At 73.6% G+C, this 21,832-nt stretch carries 14 protein-coding genes; 10 read left to right on the forward strand and 4 right to left on the reverse strand.

From position 1 onward, the window contains the following. Positions 1 to 177: 177 nt before the first annotated feature. Positions 178 to 1,197, reverse strand: coding sequence for an SDR family NAD(P)-dependent oxidoreductase (locus ACLVWQ_RS13760; protein ID WP_414108810.1), 1,020 nt, complete (start codon positions 1,195 to 1,197; stop codon positions 178 to 180). Between the two features lie 62 nt (positions 1,198 to 1,259). Here ACLVWQ_RS13760 and ACLVWQ_RS13765 point away from each other — a divergent pair, with 62 nt between their 5' ends. Then, on the forward strand, positions 1,260 to 1,850 hold the full coding sequence (locus tag ACLVWQ_RS13765; RefSeq protein WP_414108812.1) for a TetR/AcrR family transcriptional regulator: 591 nt from the start codon (positions 1,260 to 1,262) through the stop codon (positions 1,848 to 1,850). Between the two features lie 58 nt (positions 1,851 to 1,908). Here ACLVWQ_RS13765 and ACLVWQ_RS13770 read toward each other — a convergent pair whose 3' ends face one another. After that, complete coding sequence (locus ACLVWQ_RS13770; RefSeq protein WP_414108814.1) at positions 1,909 to 2,556, reverse strand: response regulator transcription factor; 648 nt, start codon at positions 2,554 to 2,556, stop codon at positions 1,909 to 1,911. Between the two features lie 532 nt (positions 2,557 to 3,088). Here ACLVWQ_RS13770 and ACLVWQ_RS13775 point away from each other — a divergent pair. Further along, positions 3,089 to 4,027: a hypothetical protein gene (locus tag ACLVWQ_RS13775; RefSeq protein WP_414108816.1), complete on the forward strand. Its 939-nt coding sequence runs from the start codon at positions 3,089 to 3,091 to the stop codon at positions 4,025 to 4,027. A 90-nt stretch (positions 4,028 to 4,117) separates the two neighbouring features. Here ACLVWQ_RS13775 and ACLVWQ_RS13780 read toward each other — a convergent pair whose 3' ends face one another. Next, complete coding sequence (locus ACLVWQ_RS13780; RefSeq protein WP_414108817.1) at positions 4,118 to 7,087, reverse strand: AAA family ATPase; 2,970 nt, start codon at positions 7,085 to 7,087, stop codon at positions 4,118 to 4,120. A 214-nt stretch (positions 7,088 to 7,301) separates the two neighbouring features. Between ACLVWQ_RS13780 and ACLVWQ_RS13785 the strand changes: the two genes are divergently transcribed. From ACLVWQ_RS13785 to ACLVWQ_RS13800, 4 genes are all read left to right on the forward strand, one after another. Further along, complete coding sequence (locus tag ACLVWQ_RS13785) at positions 7,302 to 10,301, forward strand: AAA family ATPase (RefSeq protein WP_414108818.1); 3,000 nt, start codon at positions 7,302 to 7,304, stop codon at positions 10,299 to 10,301. A gap of 69 nt (positions 10,302 to 10,370) precedes the next feature. Then, entirely contained in the window at positions 10,371 to 11,591 is a 1,221-nt protein-coding gene (locus ACLVWQ_RS13790; protein ID WP_414108820.1) for a cytochrome P450, read from the forward strand. Positions 11,592 to 11,676: 85 nt separating this feature from the next. Continuing rightward, positions 11,677 to 14,364: an MGH1-like glycoside hydrolase domain-containing protein gene (locus ACLVWQ_RS13795; protein WP_414108822.1), complete on the forward strand. Its 2,688-nt coding sequence runs from the start codon at positions 11,677 to 11,679 to the stop codon at positions 14,362 to 14,364. Beyond that, positions 14,361 to 15,860 carry an alpha-amylase gene (locus ACLVWQ_RS13800; RefSeq protein WP_414108824.1) on the forward strand — a complete coding sequence of 500 codons (1,500 nt, stop codon included), beginning with the start codon at positions 14,361 to 14,363 and terminating at the stop codon, positions 15,858 to 15,860. The genes ACLVWQ_RS13795 and ACLVWQ_RS13800 overlap by 4 nt, the downstream gene beginning before the upstream one ends. On the opposite strand, the gene ACLVWQ_RS13805 is transcribed toward ACLVWQ_RS13800, so the two are convergent. After that, positions 15,823 to 16,401 (reverse strand): TetR/AcrR family transcriptional regulator, encoded by a 579-nt coding sequence (locus tag ACLVWQ_RS13805; protein WP_414108825.1) that lies wholly within the window; start codon positions 16,399 to 16,401, stop codon positions 15,823 to 15,825. The genes ACLVWQ_RS13800 and ACLVWQ_RS13805 overlap by 38 nt on opposite strands. Positions 16,402 to 16,733: 332 nt before the next feature. On the opposite strand from ACLVWQ_RS13805, the gene ACLVWQ_RS13810 reads away from it, so the two are divergent. From ACLVWQ_RS13810 to ACLVWQ_RS13825, 4 genes are read left to right on the forward strand one after another with little or no spacing between them, the layout of a single operon-like run. Then, positions 16,734 to 17,348: a 2Fe-2S iron-sulfur cluster-binding protein gene (locus ACLVWQ_RS13810; RefSeq protein ID WP_414108826.1), complete on the forward strand. Its 615-nt coding sequence runs from the start codon at positions 16,734 to 16,736 to the stop codon at positions 17,346 to 17,348. Next, positions 17,345 to 18,337: an FAD binding domain-containing protein gene (locus ACLVWQ_RS13815; RefSeq protein ID WP_414108827.1), complete on the forward strand. Its 993-nt coding sequence runs from the start codon at positions 17,345 to 17,347 to the stop codon at positions 18,335 to 18,337. The genes ACLVWQ_RS13810 and ACLVWQ_RS13815 overlap by 4 nt, the downstream gene beginning before the upstream one ends. Further along, positions 18,334 to 20,463: a xanthine dehydrogenase family protein molybdopterin-binding subunit gene (locus ACLVWQ_RS13820; protein WP_414108829.1), complete on the forward strand. Its 2,130-nt coding sequence runs from the start codon at positions 18,334 to 18,336 to the stop codon at positions 20,461 to 20,463. The genes ACLVWQ_RS13815 and ACLVWQ_RS13820 overlap by 4 nt, the downstream gene beginning before the upstream one ends. After that, positions 20,456 to 21,601, forward strand: coding sequence for an XdhC family protein (locus ACLVWQ_RS13825; protein ID WP_414108831.1), 1,146 nt, complete (start codon positions 20,456 to 20,458; stop codon positions 21,599 to 21,601). Before ACLVWQ_RS13820 ends, ACLVWQ_RS13825 begins: the two co-directional genes overlap by 8 nt. Positions 21,602 to 21,832 lie beyond the last annotated feature (231 nt).

The raw sequence follows: 21,832 nt of genomic DNA on the forward strand, positions 1-21,832 counted from the left end.
ACTGGGAGTACGCTCGGAACAGAATGGTCTTCTTGTGATTCGATCGTCAACGTTAGTGTCGCCTATTATTTCTGATGAGACGTCACGGCCGTCGTCGCCCGGTTCGGACGACCAGTGATCCGTCCTCGATCCAGTTCCAGGCCTGGCCGATGTGGTCGCCCGCGAGGTGGGTGGGAGTCAGGCGCGGAGCAGGCCGGCCGAGACCGTCCACAGCCGTTCGGCCGTGGACGGGTCGAGCGCCCATGCCTTGACCCCGTGCGGGTGCCGCGCGAGGTCGGCGTCGTCCGGGACGGTGTAGGCCTCCTGCGCGTCGTCGAGGTAGTGGCCACCCGAGTGGGCGAACTCCGGGGCCACGGCCGCGACGACGCCGGTGGCGGCCCCCTGCTCGACGGTCTTGTACGTGAAGACTCCAGCGGCCTCGGCCGCGTCGAGCGACTGCCGCTGCCGCGGGGTGAAGTGGCGCTGGAGGCCCGTCGCGACGCCGCCCGGGTTCACCGCGTTGGCGACGATCCCGTCGGACGCCCAGCGGCGGGTCGCCTCGACGGCGAACAGGGAGTTCGCCGTCTTCGACCGGGCGTACGCGATCTGCGGATCGTAGGCGCCACGTTCGAAGTGGAGGTCGTCGAAGCCGACGCCGGCACGCATGTGCGCCGTCGAACTGACCGACACGATCCGGGCCCCGTCGCGGTCGGACGCTCCCCGGGCCAGGGCGTCGCGCAGGCCGAGGGTGAGTGCGAAGTGGCCGAGGTGGTTCGTGGCGAACTGCAATTCCCAGCCCTCACGGGTTCGTTCGAGGCCGCCGGTGACCACGCCCGCGTTGTTGATCAGCAGATGGAGCGGGCCGGTCCACCCGTCGGCGAATCGCGTGACGGTGGACCTGTCGGCGAGGTCGAGGTGGACGACCCGGGGCCGGATCGGGTGCCGGGTCCCGCTGGTCGACCTCTCGATCGACTCGGCGACGGCGGCGCCCGCGGCGGTGTTCCGGACGGCGAGCGTCACCTCCGCCCCCGCGGCCGCCAACGCGCGAGCCGTCTCGGCCCCGATTCCGGAGGAACCTCCTGTCACGACCGCGCGCACGCCGGTGAGGTCGACACCTCGCAGCACGTCGTCAGCGGTGCTGGAGGCGGTGAACGGGGTGGTGACGGGGGTGGTGACGGAAGGGGTGACGGCCGTGCGGCCGGGTTCGCGAGGAGTCATGACGCGACTATACGTACTGGATCTAATTTGTATAGTAAGTGTCGTACTCGTATGCTCGCCCCATGAGCAGTCCCGATGCCAGTCCCGATGTCGGCCACCCGCCGTCGGCAGCCGTCGGCACCGACCGGCGGGCGACGGTGCTGGACTCCGCCCTGGTCACGTTCGCGCGCTTCGGATACCGGAAGACCTCGATGGAGGAGGTGGCCCGTGGGGCGCGCATCTCCCGGCCCGGTCTCTACTTCCTGTTCTCCTCGAAGGAGACGCTGTTCCGAGCCGCGGTCACCCAGGCCCTGGAGCGCGACCTCGCGGCGGTCGCACACGTCCTGGCCGACACCGGCCGCCCCCTCGCGGCGCGGCTCGTCGAAGCGTTCGACCAGTGGGCCGGGCGCTACGTCGGTCCGCTGACGCGCGATGTCTCCGTGGTCATCGAGGACAACCCCGGCCTGCTCGGGGCGGTCGTCGAGACCGCGCCACGACGTTTCGAGGAACTGGTCACCGACGCGATCGCCGTCGAGTCGACGGCGGGACGGGAGACGGCCCTGCCGGTGGCACAGACGCTGATCAGCGCCTCGATCGGCCTCAAACACCAGGCCCCGACACGGGAGTTCTACCGCGAACGGCTGGAGACCGCCGTCAGCCTCCTGACGCGCTGAGGCCACGTCGCGCGGCACCCGGAAACCCGGGCGGACCGGTGGCCCGGCCCGTAGCGCCTCAGATCAACCCGGCCCTGATCGCGTACGACACGGCATGGGCGCGATTGCGGGTCCGGGTGCGCTTCATCGCGCCGTACAGGATGTAGCGCACCGTGCGTTCGGAGTACGAGAGTTCCGTCGCGATCTCGTCGCACTGCTTCCCCTCCGCGATCAGACGCAGTACGTCCACCTCGCGGGAGGTCAGCTCGGGTGCCGTCCGGACCCGGGCGGTGGTGACGCTCCGGCCCGTGCCCTCGGCGTGCCGCACCCGACACGCAGACACCTGGGGCGGGAGCGGCGCCGGCTCGTCGCCGGCGGCCACCGCGTGCACGGAGCGGGCGAAGACGTCCGGGCTGCAGAAGTCCCACCACACGACGGCCCGGACCCCCCGCCTGCGCGCCGCCGACATGTCGGCCCGCCACTGCTTGCCCACCACGACGAGGAAGCGTGCGCCGGGCTTGTCGCACAGGCGGTGGAGCAGGTCGAGGGCGGAGGCGTCCGCCACGTCCACGGCGACCACGATCGCGTCGGCCTCGCTGATCCTGTCCGGCGGCAGTTCCTGCAGCCGCGGGTCCAGGGCGACGAAGCCGGCCAGTGCGGCACGGACCAAGGGGGCGGGCGCGTGAATCGCCACGCGCACGGTCTCGGTGAGTACTTGCTGAGGCACGCGCCCTCCCGACTCGCACCTGTGGTCGCACCCGAGCGCTGTGGACGTCCACGAGGTTCAGGGGAAGATGCTGCCACCTGCGACGACCCGACATCCGTGCCTGCGGCTCGTCGTGCCTCAAGCGAGGGAAATCTGGCGCGAGCGGCCGGCGGACTCCCGCAGCCGACCTGTCCCGAGGCCGAGCCGCGGGCGCGAGGCCGAGCCGCGGTCCCGAGGCCAGAGGGTCCGGCCGCGGCTGCGGGCCGAAGAACTTCCTGTACAGAACGGCAAGGTCTGCGGTGACGGCTTCACCGCGGGCGCGGGCCGCACGACGATGGCGTGAGAGCGCGCTCTGACGCACCGCCGGATGTGCGTCCGGCGGTGTCCGCCGTTGTCCGTCGTCGGCCGGTACACGTCGGGAGCGGAGTGTGCGCGCCGGTCTCCGTGGATTCCACCGTCGGTCCGGCGCGGCCGGAAACAGCGCGGACCGGCCTGCGGGGTGCCGTGCAGCCCGTGACGTCTCCTGCCAACCTCTAGTCACAAAGGTAGTCGCATGATCCCGTCCATCGTCCTGTCCGTGGTGCTCGGCCTGGTGCTGCTCGGGGCCGCCGCCGCACTGACCCGGCGCAGACGCAACTCCTCCTCGGAACAGGCCCGTACCGCCGCGCCGCGTACCGACCGCAAGGCGCTCGAAACGGTCGCGCTGGGCCTGCGGGCCGTGGCCGAGGGGCGGGTGCACGGCGCCCGCCCGCTGCCCGATGTGCACGCCGTCGTCCACTCGGGACAGCGGCTCACCTTGCGGCTCGCGGTGGCCGACGTCGCGCCGCCCGCGCCCTGGACGGCGGACGTCTCCGGCAAGGAGTGGTCGCTCGACCCCGCGAGCCTGCGCGGAACGGGCAACTCGGGCGACGGGCCCACACATCCGTACTCCCTGACCGTCACCCTCGGCCTGCACCGGGGGGACCGGGTGCTGGTCGACCTCGCGCAGTTGCCGGGGCCCATCGCGCTGACGGGTGACGACAACGAGGTGCTGCGGCTCGCGCAGGCCCTCATCACCGAAATCGTCTCGGGCCCGGTCGGGACCCTCGCCACGGTCGTCCTGGTGGGTTCGGCGACCACCCCCTCGGTGACCGACGGACTGGGCGGGCGGTCGGCCCGGCTGCACACCGCGGCCGACCGCGAGGAAGCTCTGGACCTCGAAGCCGGCAAGCCGTCCCGGGCCCTGTCGTCGGCGACGGCTCTCCAGACCTCGCAGCGGAACAGGGTCAGGGACGTGACGGCCGTGACGCACGGCCGCCGGCTCTTCGTGGTCACCGCCGCCCAGTTCCGCGACGAGCGCTGGGTGGACGCCCCGCTGCGTGCCACCGACGCGCTCCTGGTGCTCGGCTGGATCACCGACGCCCAGTGGCAGATCGGGGTGAACTCCGACGGCTCCCTGGACACCGGCCGGCTGGGTGTCCACGTCGACACCCACACGGCTCGCATCTCCTGAGACCTGGGACCTGAGACGCAGTTGTGGTCCGGGGCCGCGGAGCCCCGGTCGGCGGCCGGGGCGGTGGGCAGACCGCGCCGCCCCGGCACGTCACCGGCCGCCCGGCGCCGGCCGCCCGGACCCTGTGAAGGAACCCCCGGCCGTACCGGACGCACCGTCCGGCACCACCAGGCCGCGGTCGACGAGGCTGCCGTCCAGCCAGGCCGCGGCCAGCTCCGCCCGCGAACGGCACCCGGTGCGCTGGAACAGCCGGGTCAGCCGCCGCTCCACCGTCTTCTCGCTCGACGCGAGCCGTGCCGCGATCTGCCGGTTGGTCGCCCCGTCGCTGACCATCACGGTCAGCCGGACGTCCTCCTCGCTCAGCGGACCCTTGGCCGGGCGCGCTCGCGGCAGGACGAGGCTCCGCCGCCGCGCCATGTGACCGAGCGTCGTCAGGGTGGCCCGCCCGATGCCCAGTGACTGCGCGATGTGCGAGGCCTCGGCCAGCCGCTGCTCGGAGTCACCCCCGATCTCCACCAGGCACAGGCGGCAGAGCAGACCCATGTACACGTCCCCGCGCAGGTGCGCCGAGCGGAGGGCGGCCAGCGCGCTGTCCACGTCGCCGTGCACCAGACCGCGGCCGAAGAGCACCGCCTCGCGCGTCCTGAGGGAGCCCATCTCCTCGTGCAGCGCCTCCAGTTCGGCCAGCGCTCCAGGCATGGGCTCGGGCCTGCCCTCCAGCAGGGCGTAGGTCAGATACCGCAGCTGCACCTTCTCGACGCCCGCGAGCAGACCGCTCCCGCGAGCCCGCCGTACGCCCTCACGCGCTCCCGCGAACGCCTCCTCCACCTGACCCGACCAGTACCGCAGCCCCAGCCTCGCCCAGGCGACGAGCGGGTGGGCCACCGTGTCGGGGACCAGGTCGAGCCAGGCACGGGCCTGCCCCAACTCCCCGCGCGCGCAGTGGATCTCGGCGGCCAGGGCTCGGGCGGGCTGTGCGGCGGCGGCCCGTGTGCCACGGGTCCGGCTCCGTGCCTCGATCCGGCGGGCGGACACCAGGGCCCGGTCCCAGTCACCCTCCAGATAGGAGCGCACCATGGAGTGGTACCGCGCGGCGGTGCTGTCTCCCGCCCCCGTGTAGCGGTCGCCGAGCACGGCGGACAGGGCGTCGGCGAGGTCCGCGTGCGTGGCCGCGTCCCGCAGCCGGTCCAGGGTGTGCGCGCCGTTCTCGTCGGCCGTACCGTGCGCGTCGCGCGCACCGTCCTTGTCGGGCCCGCCGTTCTTGCCGGTCCCGCCGTTCGTCTCGGGCGGCAGGGAGCCGAGCGCGTTCAGCAGGTCGGCACGGCTGCTCGCGGAGGCGGCCAGCAGCCGCAGTTCCGCGGGCGAGGGCAGCGGCCCGGATCCGGACCGGCGGCCGGTCACCGGGACCTCGTGGGCGCCGCCGTCCGGCCGGTGCGCGACCCGGCCCAGCCCGTACGGACCGGCAAGGGCCGCGAATCCGGCGAGGGCGGGCAGGCGGGGGAGACCGTCGGCGCTCCGAGGACCCACGCCGTCGGCGTACGGCAACCGGTGCTCGTGCAGCGCCGCCAGCGCCCACACCCCGGCGACGTACGCCAGTCGGCCGCTCACGGCCCCGCCCCCGGGAGCCCCGCCCCCGCCCAGGCAGTCCCACAGGGGTTCGCCCAGGGCCAGCGCGCCGGCGTGGTCGGCGTGGCGCAGGCTCAACTCGGCGGACTCGTACAGCACACCGGGCGTCCTGCGGTCGTGCGGAGTCAGGCGCCGCAGCGCCGAGGAGTAGGCGCGGACCGACCGCGGCCAGTCGGACCTGGCGTCGGTGCGGGCCGCCGCCAGCAGCACCTCCACCGCGAGCGCGTCGTCCAACCTGGTCCCGGCGGCCGTCACATGGTCGGCCAGCCGGGGGTAACCGCCGCCCGCGGTCTCCGCGCCCAGCCGGTCGCTCAGCGACCTGGTGATCAGGGCGTGCAGCGACGACACGTCGTGGTGGGTGGGCAGCGCGCGCAGCGCGGCCGCGAGCGCGGGCACCGCGAACGACGCCGTGCCGTCCCCGTCCACGACCAGGATCCCGTCCCTCACCAGCGGGGTCAGGGCCCGGTCCAGGAGACCGGCCCGCCGGGGGCCGCCGGGCTTCAGCCGGTGCAGGTCGTCCAGCCGTATCTCGGCGTGCTCAAGGGTGCGCGCCACCGCCGCGGCGGCGGCCAGGGCGGTCGCGTCCGGCGGGCCGTCCGGCCAGCAGAGGCGGCGCAGTTGTGCCAGGTCCGCGGTGAGCCGCAGTGCCTCCCGCGGCACGGTCAGGCACACATGGCCGCCGAGTTCGAGGAGGTCGCCGTGCTCGTCCAGCGCGTCGAGCAGCGACAGCACGGCCTCGGGGGTGCCCGCCATCGGGCCCAGCGCACGCAGCACCGCCGTCACCAGGGCCGGTTCGACCGGCATGCCCAGCCGCCGTACGACCAGGGCCTCGACGTCGGCGGGCCGCAGTGGCGGCAGTTCGAGCAACCGGTCGGCCGCCGCCGCCAGTTGAGCGGCACCGCCGTCCTCGGGGCGTACCGGCCGGCCGGCCATCACCATCGGTACGCCGACCGGCGGGAACACCCGCAACAGCAGGCCGAGCGCGGAAGCCGTCGCGGAAGGTATCCGCTCGACGTCGTCGACCAGCAGCGCGAAGGGGGTGTCGCGGGCCGTGCTCGTGAGCGTCTCGCTGACGGTGGACAGCAGGGTCAACTCGCCGTGCTGCCCGCCGGGCTGACGCGGTGTCCGGCGGCCCGAGCTGATCCGGACGGTGCTCCGGCGGCTGTGGACCCGGGTGAGCGCGCTGTGGACGCCGTCGGCCAGGGCGCTCGCACCGGGCGCGCCCGCACCGTCGTGAAGTCGCAGCCGCAGGACCCGGGTGCCCTCCTCGGTCACCGCCGACCGTGCCTGTTCGAGCACGGCGGTCTTGCCCGTACCGGCCGCGCCGACGACCAGCAGGGCACGAGTGGGAGGACCCGCGGACGTCAGTGTCCGGGCCACCTCACGGATCTCGCTGTCCCTGCCCATGACAGATCCGCCGTCACGCACGCTCATGCCTCCCGATCCGGTGCCCCGCCGGTGGACGACCGCCAGGCGCAGGGGCGTTCACGGTGCCCTGGCTTCCCTGAGCGCACTGCCCGCCGGGCCGGCCCACAGGTGAACAGCCGCAGGTGAACGGCCACCGGCACATGACCATAATGGCTGTCGCCGGTCGAAGGCCCGGACACGGGCCGCCCGGCGCGGGCCGGCGAGGAGAGCGCGGTGGACCATGACTGCTCCGTCCGGAAACCCCTGGCTGCTCCACGGGGGAACGGCCGTGAGCCTGGACCGCACGACCGACCGGCTGGTCGGCCGCGCGCGGGAGTCGTACGAGGTCCACGGCGTCCTGAGTGATCCGGACGGGCCGCCTCTGGTGCTGGTCCGCGGTGAACGGGGAGCCGGGCGCACCGCGTTCGTGCACGCGGTCGGTGAACGGCTCCGTGCGCGGGGGACGGCCGTGCTCGCGCTGGACTGCGTGCAGGGCGACGACGCACGGCCGCTCCTGCTGGCGCTGCGGCTGATCATGGCGTTGGCGGAGCACCGGCCCGCGGCGGCACAGGTCTCGTCGGCGGCCGCGTCACCGGCGGCCGACGCGCTGCGGGCCGCCGAGCAGCGTGACGGGCGGACGATGGCCGGGCTGCTGCGTGCCGCTCTGGCACGGCCCGTCGCCGCGCCCGTGCTCGTGGTGATGGACGACCTCCAGCATGCCGACGCCGCTTCACTGGCCGTGCTCCGCGAGGCCAATCTCGCCCAAGTACCGTCCACCGTCCGGCTGTTGGTCTCGGCGGTGGGCCGCGGCCGTCCAGGTACGGGCGGCGTGGGCGAGGACACCTTCACCGCCCTGGCCGGCGTCCGGGGGACCCACACGGTCGTCCTGCCCCGTCTCGGCCCGGACGAGACCACCGCGATGGTGGCGCGGCGCCTGCGGGCCACCCCCGACACGAGCCTGGCCCGCCGCGTGCGGGACCTCACACGCGGGGTCCCCGGGGCGGTCGACGCCCTGCTGTCCGGATGGACGCGGCAGGGCGAGATCCGGGTCGCCGACGGCCATGCCTTCGTCGGCGCGAGGACGCCGGCACCGGTACTGCCGGACACCGACCGGTTCGTGACGGCGCTGGACGCGCTGGGGGAGCCGTGCCGGACGGTGGCCGGGGCGCTGAGCATCCTGTGGCCGCTCGGCGGACGGACCGCGGAGCTGATCGCGGCCTCGACCGGACTGTCCGCGGACGCGGTCGACGACGGGGTCCGCGCCCTGATCGCCGCGGAGATCGCCGAACCCCTGCCGGCGCCCGACGACGCCACCGCCACCGCCACCGCGGCTGAGACCGAGACCGCGACCGACCTCGCGACGGGGACCGCGACCGCGACACGAGGCTGGCGGCTCCGTCTTCCGCTGACCGCGCACGCCGTTCGCGAGCGGCTCGGGCCGCTGGAGCGCAGCCGCCTGTCCGCCACCGCCGTGGAGGCTCTGTGGGCCGACCGGGACGCGGCCCCCGCCCCGTACGCGCGAAGACCCTCGGTGGAGGAGGCGGCCCTGCCGCACGAGGCCGACGCGGTGGCCTACCTGGCCGACCGGGTCGCGGAGGCCGGGTCGCTCATCGACCTCGACCGTGCGGCCGCCGAACTGACGGCCGCGGCACGGACACTGCACCCGGACTCCGAGGGCAGGGGAGTGCTCCGGTGGTGCCGGGCGGCCGGCCACCTCGTCGAGCGCCCCGCCGACCGGGTCGCCGCCCTCCACCGGTACGCCAAGGCCGCCTACAACGCCGGGGACCACAGGACCGCCCGGACCATCGCCGAGTCGATCCTGCGCAACCTGGCGGACGTCCTCGATCCGCGGGCCCTGCAGGACACCGCGGCGCTCTTCACCGCGGCGACGGCCGACGACCTGGACTGGCGGGCGCTGTCCCGGCTGGCCACGGCGCGGTGGTGGGAGGAGCTGCGGCTGCCCGCCCTGGCCACCGTGACCGGCCGGGCCCTGGCCCTCGGCCAGCTGGAGAGGTGGCACGACGTCCTGGACCTGCTGTCACGCACGGAACCGGTGTGGACCGCCGATGCCGCCGTCCGTGCGAAGCCCGGCTACTTCCGCGCCGTGGCGGAACTGGCCCTGGGCCGCCCGGCGCGGTTCCGGGACGCACTGGCCTTTCCCGAGGCCCCGTACCTCGACGAGGGGCACGTGTACGCGCTCGTCACCGCCATGTCCGACGAACTGCTCAGCGGCCGGGACCTGGGCGCCGCGCAGAGCCTGCTGGACGCGCAGGGCATGGGAGCCGACGGGCTGCCGCCGCCCAGTCTGTTCCTGCGGCGCCACCTCCAGGGCCGGTGGGACGAGGCGCTGGAGGCGGCCCGCTGGATGCTGGCCAACAACCGGACCGGCACTCTCGCGGCGGACCGGCATCTGATCCCCGCGCGGACCTCGGGCATCCTGCTCGCCCGGGGCCGCACCACGAGCGCCCGGCGTCTCCTCGACAGCGCGCGCGGCCGTGCCGAGGGCCCGCTGGAGTACTCACTGGACGCCGCCGAGGCGGAGCTGCTGCGGACCCTCGGTGACCCGGCCGGTGCCGTGCGGGTGCTGCGTCACGGCCTGGACGCGGCGGCCGCCCGCGAGCACGTCGCCGGCACCGGCGAACTGTGGGCGGCGCTGGCCGAGGTGCACGCCGAAGAGGGGCGCACGGGCGAGGCGGCGACCTGTCTGGCGCGCCTCGAAGGAATCGCCGGCCGCTCGGGCAGCGGCCGGACACGGCTGAGGTATCTGCTCGCGTCGGCCGGGGTCCGGCGGCGGGACGATCCGGGCAGCGCGGCGCGGAGCCTGCGGGAGGCCGTGGAGCTGGCGCGCTCGCGCAGCCAGCCGTTCGAGACGGCGGTGACCCTGGTCGCCGCGGCCGACGCGGGCGCGGGCCCGCCCGAACTGCTGCACGAGGCCTACGAACTGTTCGGCCGCACCGGCGCCGCACTGTCGCGCTTCCGCACCAGGGCCGCCATGCGCGAGGCCGGGATCACCGTCCCCGGGCGCAGACAGGCCACCGACGAGAACGAGCAACTGCTGGCGACCCTGATCGCGGAGGGGCTCACCAACCGCCGGATCGCCACGGTGCTGCGGCTCAGCGAGGACGCGGTCGCCAACCGCCTGACCCGCCTGTTCACGCGCACCGGGCTCCGGTCCCGCACCGAGGTGGTCACGGCGGTGCTCACCAACTACCGCGTCCACGGGCACCCGGCGGCTTCGTAGACGGCGGCCGGAAGCGCGCTTGTTAGCCTTGAACGTGATCAGATACCCCATACCCACGCGGACTCCACGATGAGCACCGTCGCTTCCCCCGGGCCTGGCTCTCCCGGGGCTGGCTCCTCCGCGCCCGGTGCCTCCCCGCTCGGCGCCGCGACCACGCTCGCCGAACTCACCCGGGACCCCCACGCGCGACTGGCGCTGCTGCGCGCGCACGAGCCCGTGTCCTGGCTGCCCGAACTGGACGGCTGGCTGGTGACCCGGCGTGATCTCGCGCTGAGCGTGATGCGGGACGCCGAGACCTTCACGGTCGACGACCCCCGGTTCTCCACCGCGCAGGTCGTCGGGCCGAGCATGCTGTCCCTGGACGGCGCCCCGCACGCCCGCCACCGCGAGCCGTTCACCGCGCCCTTCCGACCCCGCGCGGTGCACGAGGGCTTCGCGTCGTTCATCGAGCGGGAGAGCGACCGGCTGATCACCGCACTGGCCCCGGCGGGCACCGCCGACCTGCGACGGGCCTTCGCGGGACCGCTCGCGGTCGCCGTCGTGACCGAGGCGCTCGGGCTGGTCGGCACGAGCACGGCCACGGTGCTCTCCTGGTACGACTCCATCGTGGCGTCGGTCTCGGACATCACCGCGGGACACGTGGCGGGCCCGGCCGGCACCGCGGCGTACGCCCGGCTGCGGGCCGCGGTGGAGGCCACCGTCGCCGACCGCGACGAGGCCTCGCTGCTCGTCTCGGCCGCCGGGCGGCTGACGGTGCCCGAAGTGGCGTCCAACGCCGCGGTCCTGATGTTCGGCGGCATCGAGACCACCGAGGGCATGATCACCAACGCGCTGCTGCACCTGCTGCGCCACCCCGGCCAACTCGCCCTCGTCCAGGCCGACTCGGAGCTGCTGGACAACGCGATCGAGGAGTCGCTGCGCCTCGAACCGGGCGCGGCGGTCGTGGACCGCTACGCCACCCGCGACACCGTCCTCGGCCCGGTCACCGTCCGCCGCGGCGACCTGGTCACGGTCTCCCTGACCGGCGCCAACCGCGACCCGGCGGTCTTCCCCGACCCCGACCGCTTCGACGTCCGCCGCGAGAACGCGCGCCTCCAACTGGCCTTCGCCCACGGCGCGCACCACTGCCTCGCCGCCCACCTGGCCCGCCTGGAGACCCGTATCGCCCTCAAGGACCTGCTGGCCCGCCTTCCCGCCCTGCGCCTCGACCCGGACCGTCCCGCCGCCGCGTCCGGCCTGGTCTTCCGCAAGCCGCTCAGCCTGCACGTCCGCTGGGACCGTCCCGTCTGACCGGTTCGGGCCCCGAGGGCCATTGCCGCCCGGTCCGAGTCGTCCGAATCTGGAGGCACGTGCCGGGCGGTGAGGAGGACGGGTGATGACGACGGACAGTGGCGCACCGGACGCCGAGCGGCGACGGCTGGCCGAGGCCGACGAGGGCACGGTGCCCTGGCGGCGCTGGGGGCCGTATCTGAGCGAGCGGCAGTGGGGGACGGTCCGGGAGGACTACAGCGCCGACGGCGAGGCCTGGTCGTACTTCACCCATGACCAGGCCCGCTCACGCGCGTACCGCTGGGGCGAGGACGGTATCGCCGGGGTCAGCGACGACAAGCAGCGGCTGTGCCTCGCCCTGGCCCTGTGGAACGGCCGTGACCCGATCCTCAAGGAGCGGATGTTCGGCCTGACCAACAGCGAGGGCAATCACGGCGAGGACGTCAAGGAGTACTACTTCCACCTCGACAGCACCCCCACCCACTCGTACATGAAGTTCCTCTACAAGTACCCGCAGGGGGAGTTCCCCTACGGCGACCTGGTCGCCGCCAACCGGGCCAGGGGCCGCCGGGACGGCGAGTACGAGCTGCTGGACACCGGGGTCTTCGACGAGGACCGCTACTTCGACGTGTTCGTCGAGTACGCCAAGGCGGGCCCGGAGGACCTGCTGGTCGAGATCACCGCGCACAACCGCGGTCCGGATCCGGCCACGCTGCACCTGCTGCCGACCCTCTGGTTCCGGCACACCTGGTCCTGGGCCGGCGGCACCGCCGTGCCGTCCCTGCGCCGGACGCCCGGCGGGATCCGCGCCGACCACGAGGAGCTGGGCACCCGTTGGCTGTACGGCGACACGGACGCACCGGCGCTGTTCACGGAGAACGAGACCGACAACGAGCGGATCTTCGGCAGCGCGAACCCCACCCCGTACGTCAAGGACGGCATCGGCCGGTACGTCGTCCACGGTGACACCGCGGCCGTGAACCCCGCAGGGACCGGCACCAAGGCGGCCCTGCACCAGGTGCTCACCGTGCCCGGCGGCGGCAGCGCCCGCGTCCGCCTGCGCCTGACCGACACCGAACCCGCCGATCCCTGGCGGGAGTTCGACGCGGTGCTGGACGCCAGGCGGGCCGAGGCCGACGCCTTCTACGAGGGAGTCCATCCGGAGGGGACGAGCGAGGACGAGCGGCGGCTGGTCCGGCAGGCGCTGGCCGGGATGCTGTGGAGCAAGCAGTACTACCACCTCGACGTCGAGCGCTGGCTGACCGAGCACGGCGTCGACCCGCTCGCCGCCGACCCCCGCGTCCGCAACAGCGCCTGGTACCACATGGTCAACGACGAGATCATGTCGATGCCGGACACCTGGGAGTACCCGTGGTTCGCGGCCTGGGACCTCGCCTTCCACGCGGTCGCCCTGGCCATGGTCGACATCGGGTTCGCCAAGGGCCAGCTGGACCTGCTGCTGCGCAGGCTCTGTCTGCATCCCAACGGCCAGATTCCCGCGTACGAGTGGAACTTCGGCGACGTCAACCCGCCGGTGCACGCCTGGGCGACCCTCTTCGTCTACGAACTGGAGAAACAGCGCACCGGACACGGCGACCGGGCCTTCCTGGAGAACGCCTTCCACAAGCTGACGAAGAACTTCACCTGGTGGCTCAACCGCAAGGACGCCGACGGCAACAGCGTCTTCCAGGGCGGCTTCCTCGGCCTCGACAACATCGGCGTCTTCGACCGCAGCGCGCCCCTGCCGACCGGCGGACAGCTCGACCAGGCCGACGGCACCGCCTGGATGGCGCTGTACTGCCAGAACCTCCTGGAGATCGCGGTCGAACTGGCCGCGGACAACCCGGTGTACATCGAGCAGGCGCAGACGCTGTTCGAGCACTTCGCGTGGATCGCGGTCGCCATGAACCGCGTCGGCAAGGACAACGAGAGCCTGTGGGACGAGGAGGACGGCTTCTTCTACGACGTGCTGCGCCTGCCCGACGGCGACGCGGTCCGGCTCAAGGTCCGCTCCCTGGTCGGGCTGATCCCGCTCGCCGCCACCAGCGTGGTCGGCGGCTGGGCCGACCGGCGCTTCCCCGAACTGGTCTCGGGGGCGCGGGAGTTCATCGACCGCCACCCGGCCGTGCGGGCCGTCCTCGCCTCCCGGCACGTCCAGGGGCCCGGCGTGGGCGGACGGCATCTGTTCGCCCTGTTCGGCGAGGACCGGCTCCGGCGGGTCCTGGCCCGCATGCTCGACGAGGAGGAGTTCCTCGGCCCGTACGGTATCCGCTCGCTCTCCCGCCACCACGCCGCGCACCCGTACACCTTCCAGGTACAGGGGCGGACGTACGGTGTCGGCTATCTGCCCGCCGAGTCGGACTCGGGCATGTTCGGCGGCAACTCCAACTGGCGCGGCCCGGTGTGGTTCCCGGTCAACATCCTGCTGGTGCGCGCCCTGCTGAACCTGCACGCCTATCACGGCGAGGACTTCACCGTGGAGTGTCCGACCGGATCGGGGCGCCGGATGACCCTCTACGAGGTCGCCCGTGAGATCTCCGACCGGCTCACCGCGACGTTCCTGCGCGGGCCGGACGGCCACCGCCCGGTGCACGGCGCCCAGGCGAAGTTCGCCAAGGACCCGCACTGGAAGGACCTGCTGCTCTTCTACGAGTACTTCCACGGCGACAACGGCGCCGGCCTCGGCGCCTCCCACCAGACCGGCTGGACCGGGCTGGCCGCCGTCACCGCGACCCTGTTCCGGCTGGTCGGCTCGGGGGACTGGGGCGCCCTGCGCGAGGAGCCCCTGTCATGACGGTCGTCCACGAGATCAACACCCTGATCTGGCTCGGGGAGCTGAGCGAGCGGTACGGGCGGCGCGTCACCCTGGGCGGGGTGCCCGGCGAGGTCTGGGACGAGGTCGCACGGCCCGGCATCGACACCGTGTGGCTGATGGGCGTGTGGGAACGCAGCCCGGCCGGACTGCGGATCGCCCTGCGCGACGAGGGACTCCGGGCGTCGTTCCGCGAGGCACTGCCCGATGTCACCGACGCGGACATCACCGGATCCCCGTACTGCGTACGGAACTACGTCGTCGACGCGTCGCTCGGCGGACCGGCCGGGCTGGCCGAGGCACGCGCCCAACTCGCCGCACGGGGACTGCGGTTGATCCTGGATCACGTACCCAACCATGTGGCGCCCGACCACCCCTGGCTCACCGAGCGGCCCGACTGCCTGATGCGGGGCACCGCCGACGACCTGGCCCGCGCGCCGGACGCCTTCGTCGAGGCCGGCGGACGGATCTACGCCCGGGGCCGCGACCCGTACTTCCCGCCCTGGCCGGACGTGGTCCAGCTGAACGCCTTCAGCGACGGGCTGCGCGCGGCGGCCGTGGACACCCTGGTGTCCATCGGCGACCAGGCGGACGGCGTGCGCTGCGACATGGCGATGCTCCTGCTGAACGACGTCTTCGCGAAAACCTGGGGAGAGCGGGCCGGCAAGCCGCCCGAGGACGACTTCTGGGCGTACGTCCTGCCACGGGTGCGCGCACACCACCCGGACCTCCTCCTCGTCGCCGAGGCGTACTGGGACCTCGAAGGGGAACTCCAGCGCCAGGGCTTCGACCACTGCTACGACAAACGCCTCCACGACCGTCTGCTCCACGAGGACGCCGCGTCCGTCCGCGCCCATCTGCGGGCCGACCCCGGCCACCAGCACGGCCTGGTCCGCTTCCTGGAGAACCACGACGAACAGCGGGCCGCCGCCTGCCTGCCCGGTGGGCGCGGGCGCGCGGCGGCCGTGGCCGTGGCGACCCTGCCCGGCGCGACACTCTGGCACGAGGGGCAGTTCGAGGGGCGCCGGGTCCGCCCGCCGGTGTTCCTCACCCGCAGGCCCCGGGAGCCCGTCGACGAGCCGCTCCACGCGTTCTACGGCAGTCTGCTGCCCGCCGCGGACGCCGTACGCCGGGGCACGTGGCAGCTCCTGGAGCCGACCGGCTGGCCGGACGACGACACCCACCGCGACCTGCTGGCCTGGACGTGGACGCATCCGGACGCGCGCCACCTGGTCGTCGTCAACCACTCCGACCGGCCGGCCCAGGCGCGCGTGCCCCTGCCGTGGGACGACCTGCGGGGCCGCCGCCTGCTCCTGACAGACCTGCTCACGGCCCGGACGTACGACCGCGACGGCGACGAGCTGGCCGACGCCGGTCTGTACGTGGCACTGGACGCCCGGCACAGCCATGTCCTCGCCGTCGAGCCGTCGAGGGCGGCCCTCACCGGCCGGGAGCCCCCGCGCGCAGTCCGTCCATGACGAGGTCCAGGAGGCGGTCGGCGCGCGACTGCCAGTCCCCGTGGGGGTCGAGCTGCCACAGGCCCGCGATGGCGAGGAGGAAGTCGTCGCCGGTGATTCCCGGGCGGATGGTGCCGGCCTCCTCGTTGGTGCGCAGGAGCAGCTCCGCCGCTGCCGTCACCGGAGCGGGTTCCGGTTTCGCCGGGCTGTTCGGCGCGCTGGTGGCCTGCCGGATCGCGTCCGCCAGACCTGCCTTGGTCATGGCGAAGCGGGCCAGGTGGTCCATCCACGCACGCAGGGCCCGGTCGGGCGCGTACCGGCAGAGCAGCTCGGTGGCGGCCTCGGCGACCTGCTGCATCTCGTGGCGGTAGATCTCCAGGACGAGCGCCTCGCGGTTGGGGAAGTTGCGGTAGAACGTGCCCTGCCCGACGCCCGCCTTCTTGGCGATCACGCTGAGCGGCGCGTCCGCGCAGAGCGTCAGCTCGGCCACGGCCACTTCCAGGATGCGCTCGCGATTTCGCTGTGCGTCGGAGCGCAGAGGTGTGTCCTTCTTCTGCTGCACTCGTCCTCCTCACGGGCTCGTGGCCGAAACCCGTCCTTGCTAAGCGGACAGCTGTCCATTACGTTTTCCGAGTGAGCGGACAACTGTCCGGTTAGGTCCACCTTACTAGTGGGTGGCCTCTGTGGACAGTGGTCGGCGGCCGGGGCCGGCCCTCCCTGCGCGCATCCTGCACGCTTCTGGCCCGCCGCCGCTACACGGCGTCCTCTCCCCCCGTCTTCCCGATGTCACATCCCCCCACCCGATCCCGAGCACCACGTCTTTGTGTTTTCCGTTCTCTCTGCCTGCCGGACCGTCCGCGCGACGGGGTCCGGGAATGCGAAAGAAGGCTGATCATGGCCGCAGCGCCCACGTCGACGTACAGCGCCGTCACGCTGAACATCAACGGCGAGAAGCACACGCTGACCGTCGACCACCGCACCACGCTCCTCGACGCCCTGCGTGAGCGCCTCGATATGACCGGTACCAAAAAGGGCTGTGACCAGGGTCAGTGCGGCGCCTGTACGGTCCTGATCGACAAACGCCGCGCCGTCTCCTGCCTGCAACTGGCGGTGGCGGCCGAGGGCCGGGAGATCACCACCATCGAGGGTGTCGCCGAGGGCGACCAACTGCACGCCGTGCAGCAGGCGTTCCTCGACCTCGACGGATACCAGTGCGGCTACTGCACGCCTGGCCAGATCTGTTCGGCCGTAGCCGTCATCGAGGAGCACGCCGCCGGCTGGCCGAGCGCCGTCACCGACGACGTACGCCCCGAGGCGGGACCACCGCCCCTGACACCCGACGAGATCCGGGAACGGATGAGCGGGAACCTGTGCCGCTGCGGCGCCTACGTGTCGATCGTGCAGGCCGTCGCCCGCGCCGCCGAGGCCGACGCGGCCGCCCGTGCCGCGGACGGCGACCTCACCGCGCGGAGCACGCCCGCCGTGAAGCACGAGGGGGCGGCGGCATGAAGGAGTTCACCTACGAGCGCGCCGACGACGTCTCCGGCGCCCTGGCACTGCTCGACGCCGACCCCGACGCCCGCTTCCTGGGCGGCGGCACCAACCTCGTCGACCTGATGAAGACCGGCGTGGAACGCCCCGGCCGCCTCGTCGACGTGCGCGAACTCCCGCTGGACCGCGTCGAGTCCACCGAGGACGGCGGCCTGCGCATCGGCGCGACCGTCACCAACAGCGACCTCGCCGCGCACCCCGAGGTGCGGCGCGCCTACCCGGCGCTGACGCAGGCCGTGCTGGCCGGCGCCTCCGGGCAGCTGCGCAACATGGCGACCGTCGGCGGGAACCTGCTGCAGCGCACCCGCTGCGGCTACTTCGCCGACGTGACCAAGCCGTGCAACAAGCGGGTCCCCGGCAGCGGTTGCCCCGCGATCCAGGGCGAGCACCACAACCACGCGATCCTGGGCGCCTCCGACCACTGCGTGGCCACCCACCCCTCCGACATGGGAGTCGCGCTGACGGCCTTCGACGCCGTCGTGCACTACGAGACGGCCGACGGCACGGGTCAGCTGCCCCTCACCGAGTTCTATCTGCCGGTGGGTGACACCCCGCACCGGGAGACCGCCCTGCCGCCGGGAGCGCTGATCACCGGCGTGACCCTGCCACCCGCCCCGGTGGCCGCCAACTCCCGCTACCGCAAGGTGCGCGAGCGTGCCTCGTACGCCTTCGCGATCGGCTCGATCGCCGCCGCGCTCGACGTCCAGGACGGCGTCGTACGGGACGTGCGCCTGGCCTTCGGGGCGGTCGCGTCCCGGCCGTGGCGTGCCCACGCGGCCGAACAGGCCCTGATCGGCGGTCCGGTCGACGCCGAGGCCTTCGCCGCGGCCGCCGACGCCGAACTGGCGGCCGCCCGGCCGCTGCCGCACAACGGATACAAGGTGACCCTGATGCGCAACCTCGTCGTGGCCGTGCTGAGCGAACTCGCCGAGGAGGCCGGCCGATGACCACCACCACGACCGGGATCAGGGCGGTCAAGGCCGTCGGCAGCGCGCACACCCGCGTGGAGGGCCGCGACAAGGTCACCGGAGCCGCCCGCTACGCCGGCGAGATCCCCTTCACCGAGCTGGCCCACGGCTGGCTGGTGCTGTCGACGATCACTCGAGGGCGCATCAGCTCGATCGAGGACGCCGCCGTCCTGGAGATGCCGGGCGTCCTCGGCGTCCTGCACCACGGGAACGCCCCGCGGGTCGACATCGACTACACGAGCATGCTCGGCATGTCGCCCGACCCGACGATCGCCGTCTTCCAGCACGACCGGGTGCCGCACGCCGGGTGGCCGGTGGCGCTGGTCGTCGCCGAGACCTCCGAGCAGGCCAGGGAGGCCGCCGAGGCGCTGGTCGTGCATTACGAGGAGGAAGCGCACGACGTCACCTTCTCCGGCGACCACCCCGACGCGTACTCGATCGCCGGCGCCGGCGGTCCGGGCGTCACGGGGAAGGGGGACCTCGAAGCCGGACTGGCCACGTCCGCCTTCGTCGTGGACTCCGAGTACTCCACGCCGGAGGAGCACCACAACTCGATGGAGCCCCACGCGGCGACGGCCCACTGGGACGGCGGCCGGCTGGAGGTCGTGGACTCCAACCAGGGCACCATGTGGGTCGCGGCCGAACTCGCGAATCTCTTCTCGCTCGACCCGGCCTCGGTGCGGGTGCGCTCCGAACACGTCGGCGGCGGCTTCGGCAGCAAGGGCGTCCGCGCGCACCAGGTGGCCGCGGTGATGGCGGCGACCGCCCTGTCGCGCCCCGTCCGCGTCGTCATGACACGGCGTCAGATGTTCTCGCTGGCCGGCTACCGCAGCCCCACGACCCAGCGGGTGCGGCTCGGCGCCGACGCCGAGGGGCGGCTGCGCGCGCTGGACCACAGCTGCCTGAGCCTCACCTCGACCGTGCACGAGTTCATCGAGTCGGGCGCCGGTCCGGCGCGGACGATGTACGACGCGCCCGCCCACCACACCGCCAACCGGGTCGTACGGCTCGATGTGCCGAGCCCGACCTTCATGCGTGCTCCCGGTGAGGCGCCGGGGTCGTTCGCGCTGGAGTCGGCGTTCGACGAGCTCGCCGAGAAGACCGGCATCGACCCGATCGAACTGCGTCTGCGCAACGAGCCCGAGGCGGGTCCGGTCTCCGGGCTGCCGTTCAGCACCCGCAACCTGCCCGAGTGCTTCCGGGAGGGCGCCCGCAGGTTCGGCTGGGCCGACCGTGACCCGCGTCCCGGTGTGCGCAGGGACGGGCGCTGGCTGCTCGGCACCGGGACGGCGGCGGCCTCCTTCTTCGCGGGAGCGGCGCCCTCCACGGCGGCCGCGACCGCGGAGGCGGACGGCACCTTCACCGTGCGGATCAACGCGGCGGACATCGGAACCGGAGCACGGACGGCGCTGACCCTGGTCGCCGCCGACGCCCTCCAGGTGCCGACCGACCTGGTGCGCGTACGGATCGGCGACAGCGACTTCGGCCAGGCGATGATCGCCGGCGGTTCGATGGGCACCCGCTCGTGGGCCTGGGCCGTCACGGCCGCCGCCGAGGAACTGCGGGAGCGGGTGGCCCTGAGCGACGGCATCCCGCCGGAGGGCATCACGGTCCGCTCGGACACCACCGCGGCCGTCGGAGCCCTCACGCAGAAGGAGCGGCACTCCTTCGGGGCGCAGTTCGCCGAGGTCGCCGTGGACGTGGCCACCGGAGAGGTGCGGGTGCGCCGGATGCTCGGCGTCTTCGCCGCCGGCCGGATCGTCAACCCGCTCACCGCCCGCGGCCAGCTCACCGGCGGGATGATCTGGGGCATCTCCATGGCCCTGCACGAAGAGGCCGTCAGGGACCAGAACACCGGCGCCCTCTACGGCGCCGACTTCGCGGGCTATCACGTCGCCTCGAACGCCGACGTGCCGCTCGTCGAGGCGGACTGGGTGGACGACCCGGACCCGGACGACCCGGTCGGGATCAAGGGCATCGGCGAGATCGGCATCGTGGGGGCCGCGGCGGCGATCGCCAACGCCGTCTGGCACGCGACCGGTGTACGCCACCGGAGCCTGCCCATCCGGCCCGACCGCGTGCTCACGGCAGGCTCGCATGCTTGACATCGCCGACGAGCTGGCCCGCTGGACCGAGGAGGGCCGGGAGTTCGCGGTCGCCACCGTCGTGTCCGTCGGCGGCAGCGCGCCGCGCGGGCCGGGCGCGGCCCTCGCCGTCGACAGCGAGGGCACGGTCATCGGCTCGGTCTCCGGCGGCTGTGTCGAAGGCGCGGTGTACGACCTGTGCGTCCAGGCGCTCCAGGACGGCGAGAGCGTCGTGGAGCGGTTCGGCTACAGCGACGAGGACGCCTTCGCGGTCGGACTGACCTGCGGCGGGGTGCTCGACATCATGGTCACCCCGGTCGGCGCGCAGGCACCGGCCCGCGAGGTGCTCCGGTCGGCCCTGGTGGCCGCCGCCGCGGGCGAGCCCAGGGCGCTGGCGCGGGTCGTCCGGGGCCCGGCCCGCCTCATGGGCAGGGCCCTGCTGGTGCATCCCGACGGGACCTACGAGGGGTCGTACGGCAACGGCTCGGCGGAGCTGGACCGGACGGCCGCGGCCGAGGCGCGGGCGATGCTGGACGCCGGCCGGACCGGCACCCTCGACCTGGCGGAGGACGGCACGAACTGCCCCGGCGGGCTCACGCTGCTCGTCGAGTCGAACGTGCCACCGCCGCGCATGATCGTGTTCGGCGCGATCGACTTCGCGGCGGCGCTGGTGCGGGCCGGGAAGTTCCTCGGCTACCACGTGACGGTGTGCGACGCCCGTCCCGTGTTCGCCACCCGGGCCCGCTTCCCCGAGGCCGACGACCTCGTCGTCGACTGGCCGCACCGCTATCTGCGGGGTACCGCGACCGACGGGCGCACGGTGCTGTGCGTGCTCACGCACGACGCCAAGTTCGACATCCCCCTGCTGGAGCAGGCCCTGCGGCTGCCGGTCGCGTTCGTCGGGGCGATGGGCTCGCGCCGCACCCACGCGGACCGTGACCGCCGGCTGCGGGAGGTCGGCCTGACCGACCGGGAGCTGGGACGGCTCAGGTCGCCGATCGGGCTCGATCTCGGGGCCCGTACGCCCGAGGAGACCGCCCTGTCCATCGCGGCGGAGATCGTCGCGGCCCGGCGCGGTGGAACCGGCGTCCCCCTCACGAGCTCGCAGACCCCGATCCATCGCGACGGGGCACGGCGGGAGGCGGCGGAGGCCGCCTGACGACCCGTACGACCCGGCCCCGGCCACCCCGACCGCCGTGCGCGGCGAGCGGGTGTCCGGGGCCGACCCATGGGCCGGTGCGGCGGCGGATCCCGGCCCGCTGTCCCCGCCGCCTGCTGCCCGCCGCGCGGGGTCACCCGTCGGCCCGCCATGGCCGACCATGAGTCACCCGACGCGCGCCCGTGCCGTCGGGCAGTGGGCGGCGGCCGGTGCCACCGGCACGCCCGGATC

The organism is Streptomyces sp. CWNU-52B (assembly GCF_047444975.1).
Lineage (GTDB): Bacteria > Actinomycetota > Actinomycetes > Streptomycetales > Streptomycetaceae > Streptomyces.

What these genes read in the sequence shown, in the direction of transcription:
- ACLVWQ_RS13825 (WP_414108831.1), top strand. Translation starts at nt 20,456, where the DNA reads ATGCTTGACATCGCCGACGAGCTGGCCCGCTGGACCGAGGAGGGCCGG.
- ACLVWQ_RS13790 (WP_414108820.1), top strand. Translation starts at nt 10,371, where the DNA reads ATGAGCACCGTCGCTTCCCCCGGGCCTGGCTCTCCCGGGGCTGGCTCC.
- ACLVWQ_RS13775 (WP_414108816.1), top strand. Translation starts at nt 3,089, where the DNA reads ATGATCCCGTCCATCGTCCTGTCCGTGGTGCTCGGCCTGGTGCTGCTC.
- ACLVWQ_RS13815 (WP_414108827.1), top strand. Translation starts at nt 17,345, where the DNA reads ATGAAGGAGTTCACCTACGAGCGCGCCGACGACGTCTCCGGCGCCCTG.
- ACLVWQ_RS13765 (WP_414108812.1), top strand. Translation starts at nt 1,260, where the DNA reads ATGAGCAGTCCCGATGCCAGTCCCGATGTCGGCCACCCGCCGTCGGCA.
- ACLVWQ_RS13780 (WP_414108817.1), bottom strand. Translation starts at nt 7,087, where the DNA reads ATGAGCGTGCGTGACGGCGGATCTGTCATGGGCAGGGACAGCGAGATC.
- ACLVWQ_RS13810 (WP_414108826.1), top strand. Translation starts at nt 16,734, where the DNA reads ATGGCCGCAGCGCCCACGTCGACGTACAGCGCCGTCACGCTGAACATC.
- ACLVWQ_RS13795 (WP_414108822.1), top strand. Translation starts at nt 11,677, where the DNA reads ATGACGACGGACAGTGGCGCACCGGACGCCGAGCGGCGACGGCTGGCC.
- ACLVWQ_RS13760 (WP_414108810.1), bottom strand. Translation starts at nt 1,197, where the DNA reads ATGACTCCTCGCGAACCCGGCCGCACGGCCGTCACCCCTTCCGTCACC.
- ACLVWQ_RS13800 (WP_414108824.1), top strand. Translation starts at nt 14,361, where the DNA reads ATGACGGTCGTCCACGAGATCAACACCCTGATCTGGCTCGGGGAGCTG.
- ACLVWQ_RS13785 (WP_414108818.1), top strand. Translation starts at nt 7,302, where the DNA reads ATGACTGCTCCGTCCGGAAACCCCTGGCTGCTCCACGGGGGAACGGCC.
- ACLVWQ_RS13820 (WP_414108829.1), top strand. Translation starts at nt 18,334, where the DNA reads ATGACCACCACCACGACCGGGATCAGGGCGGTCAAGGCCGTCGGCAGC.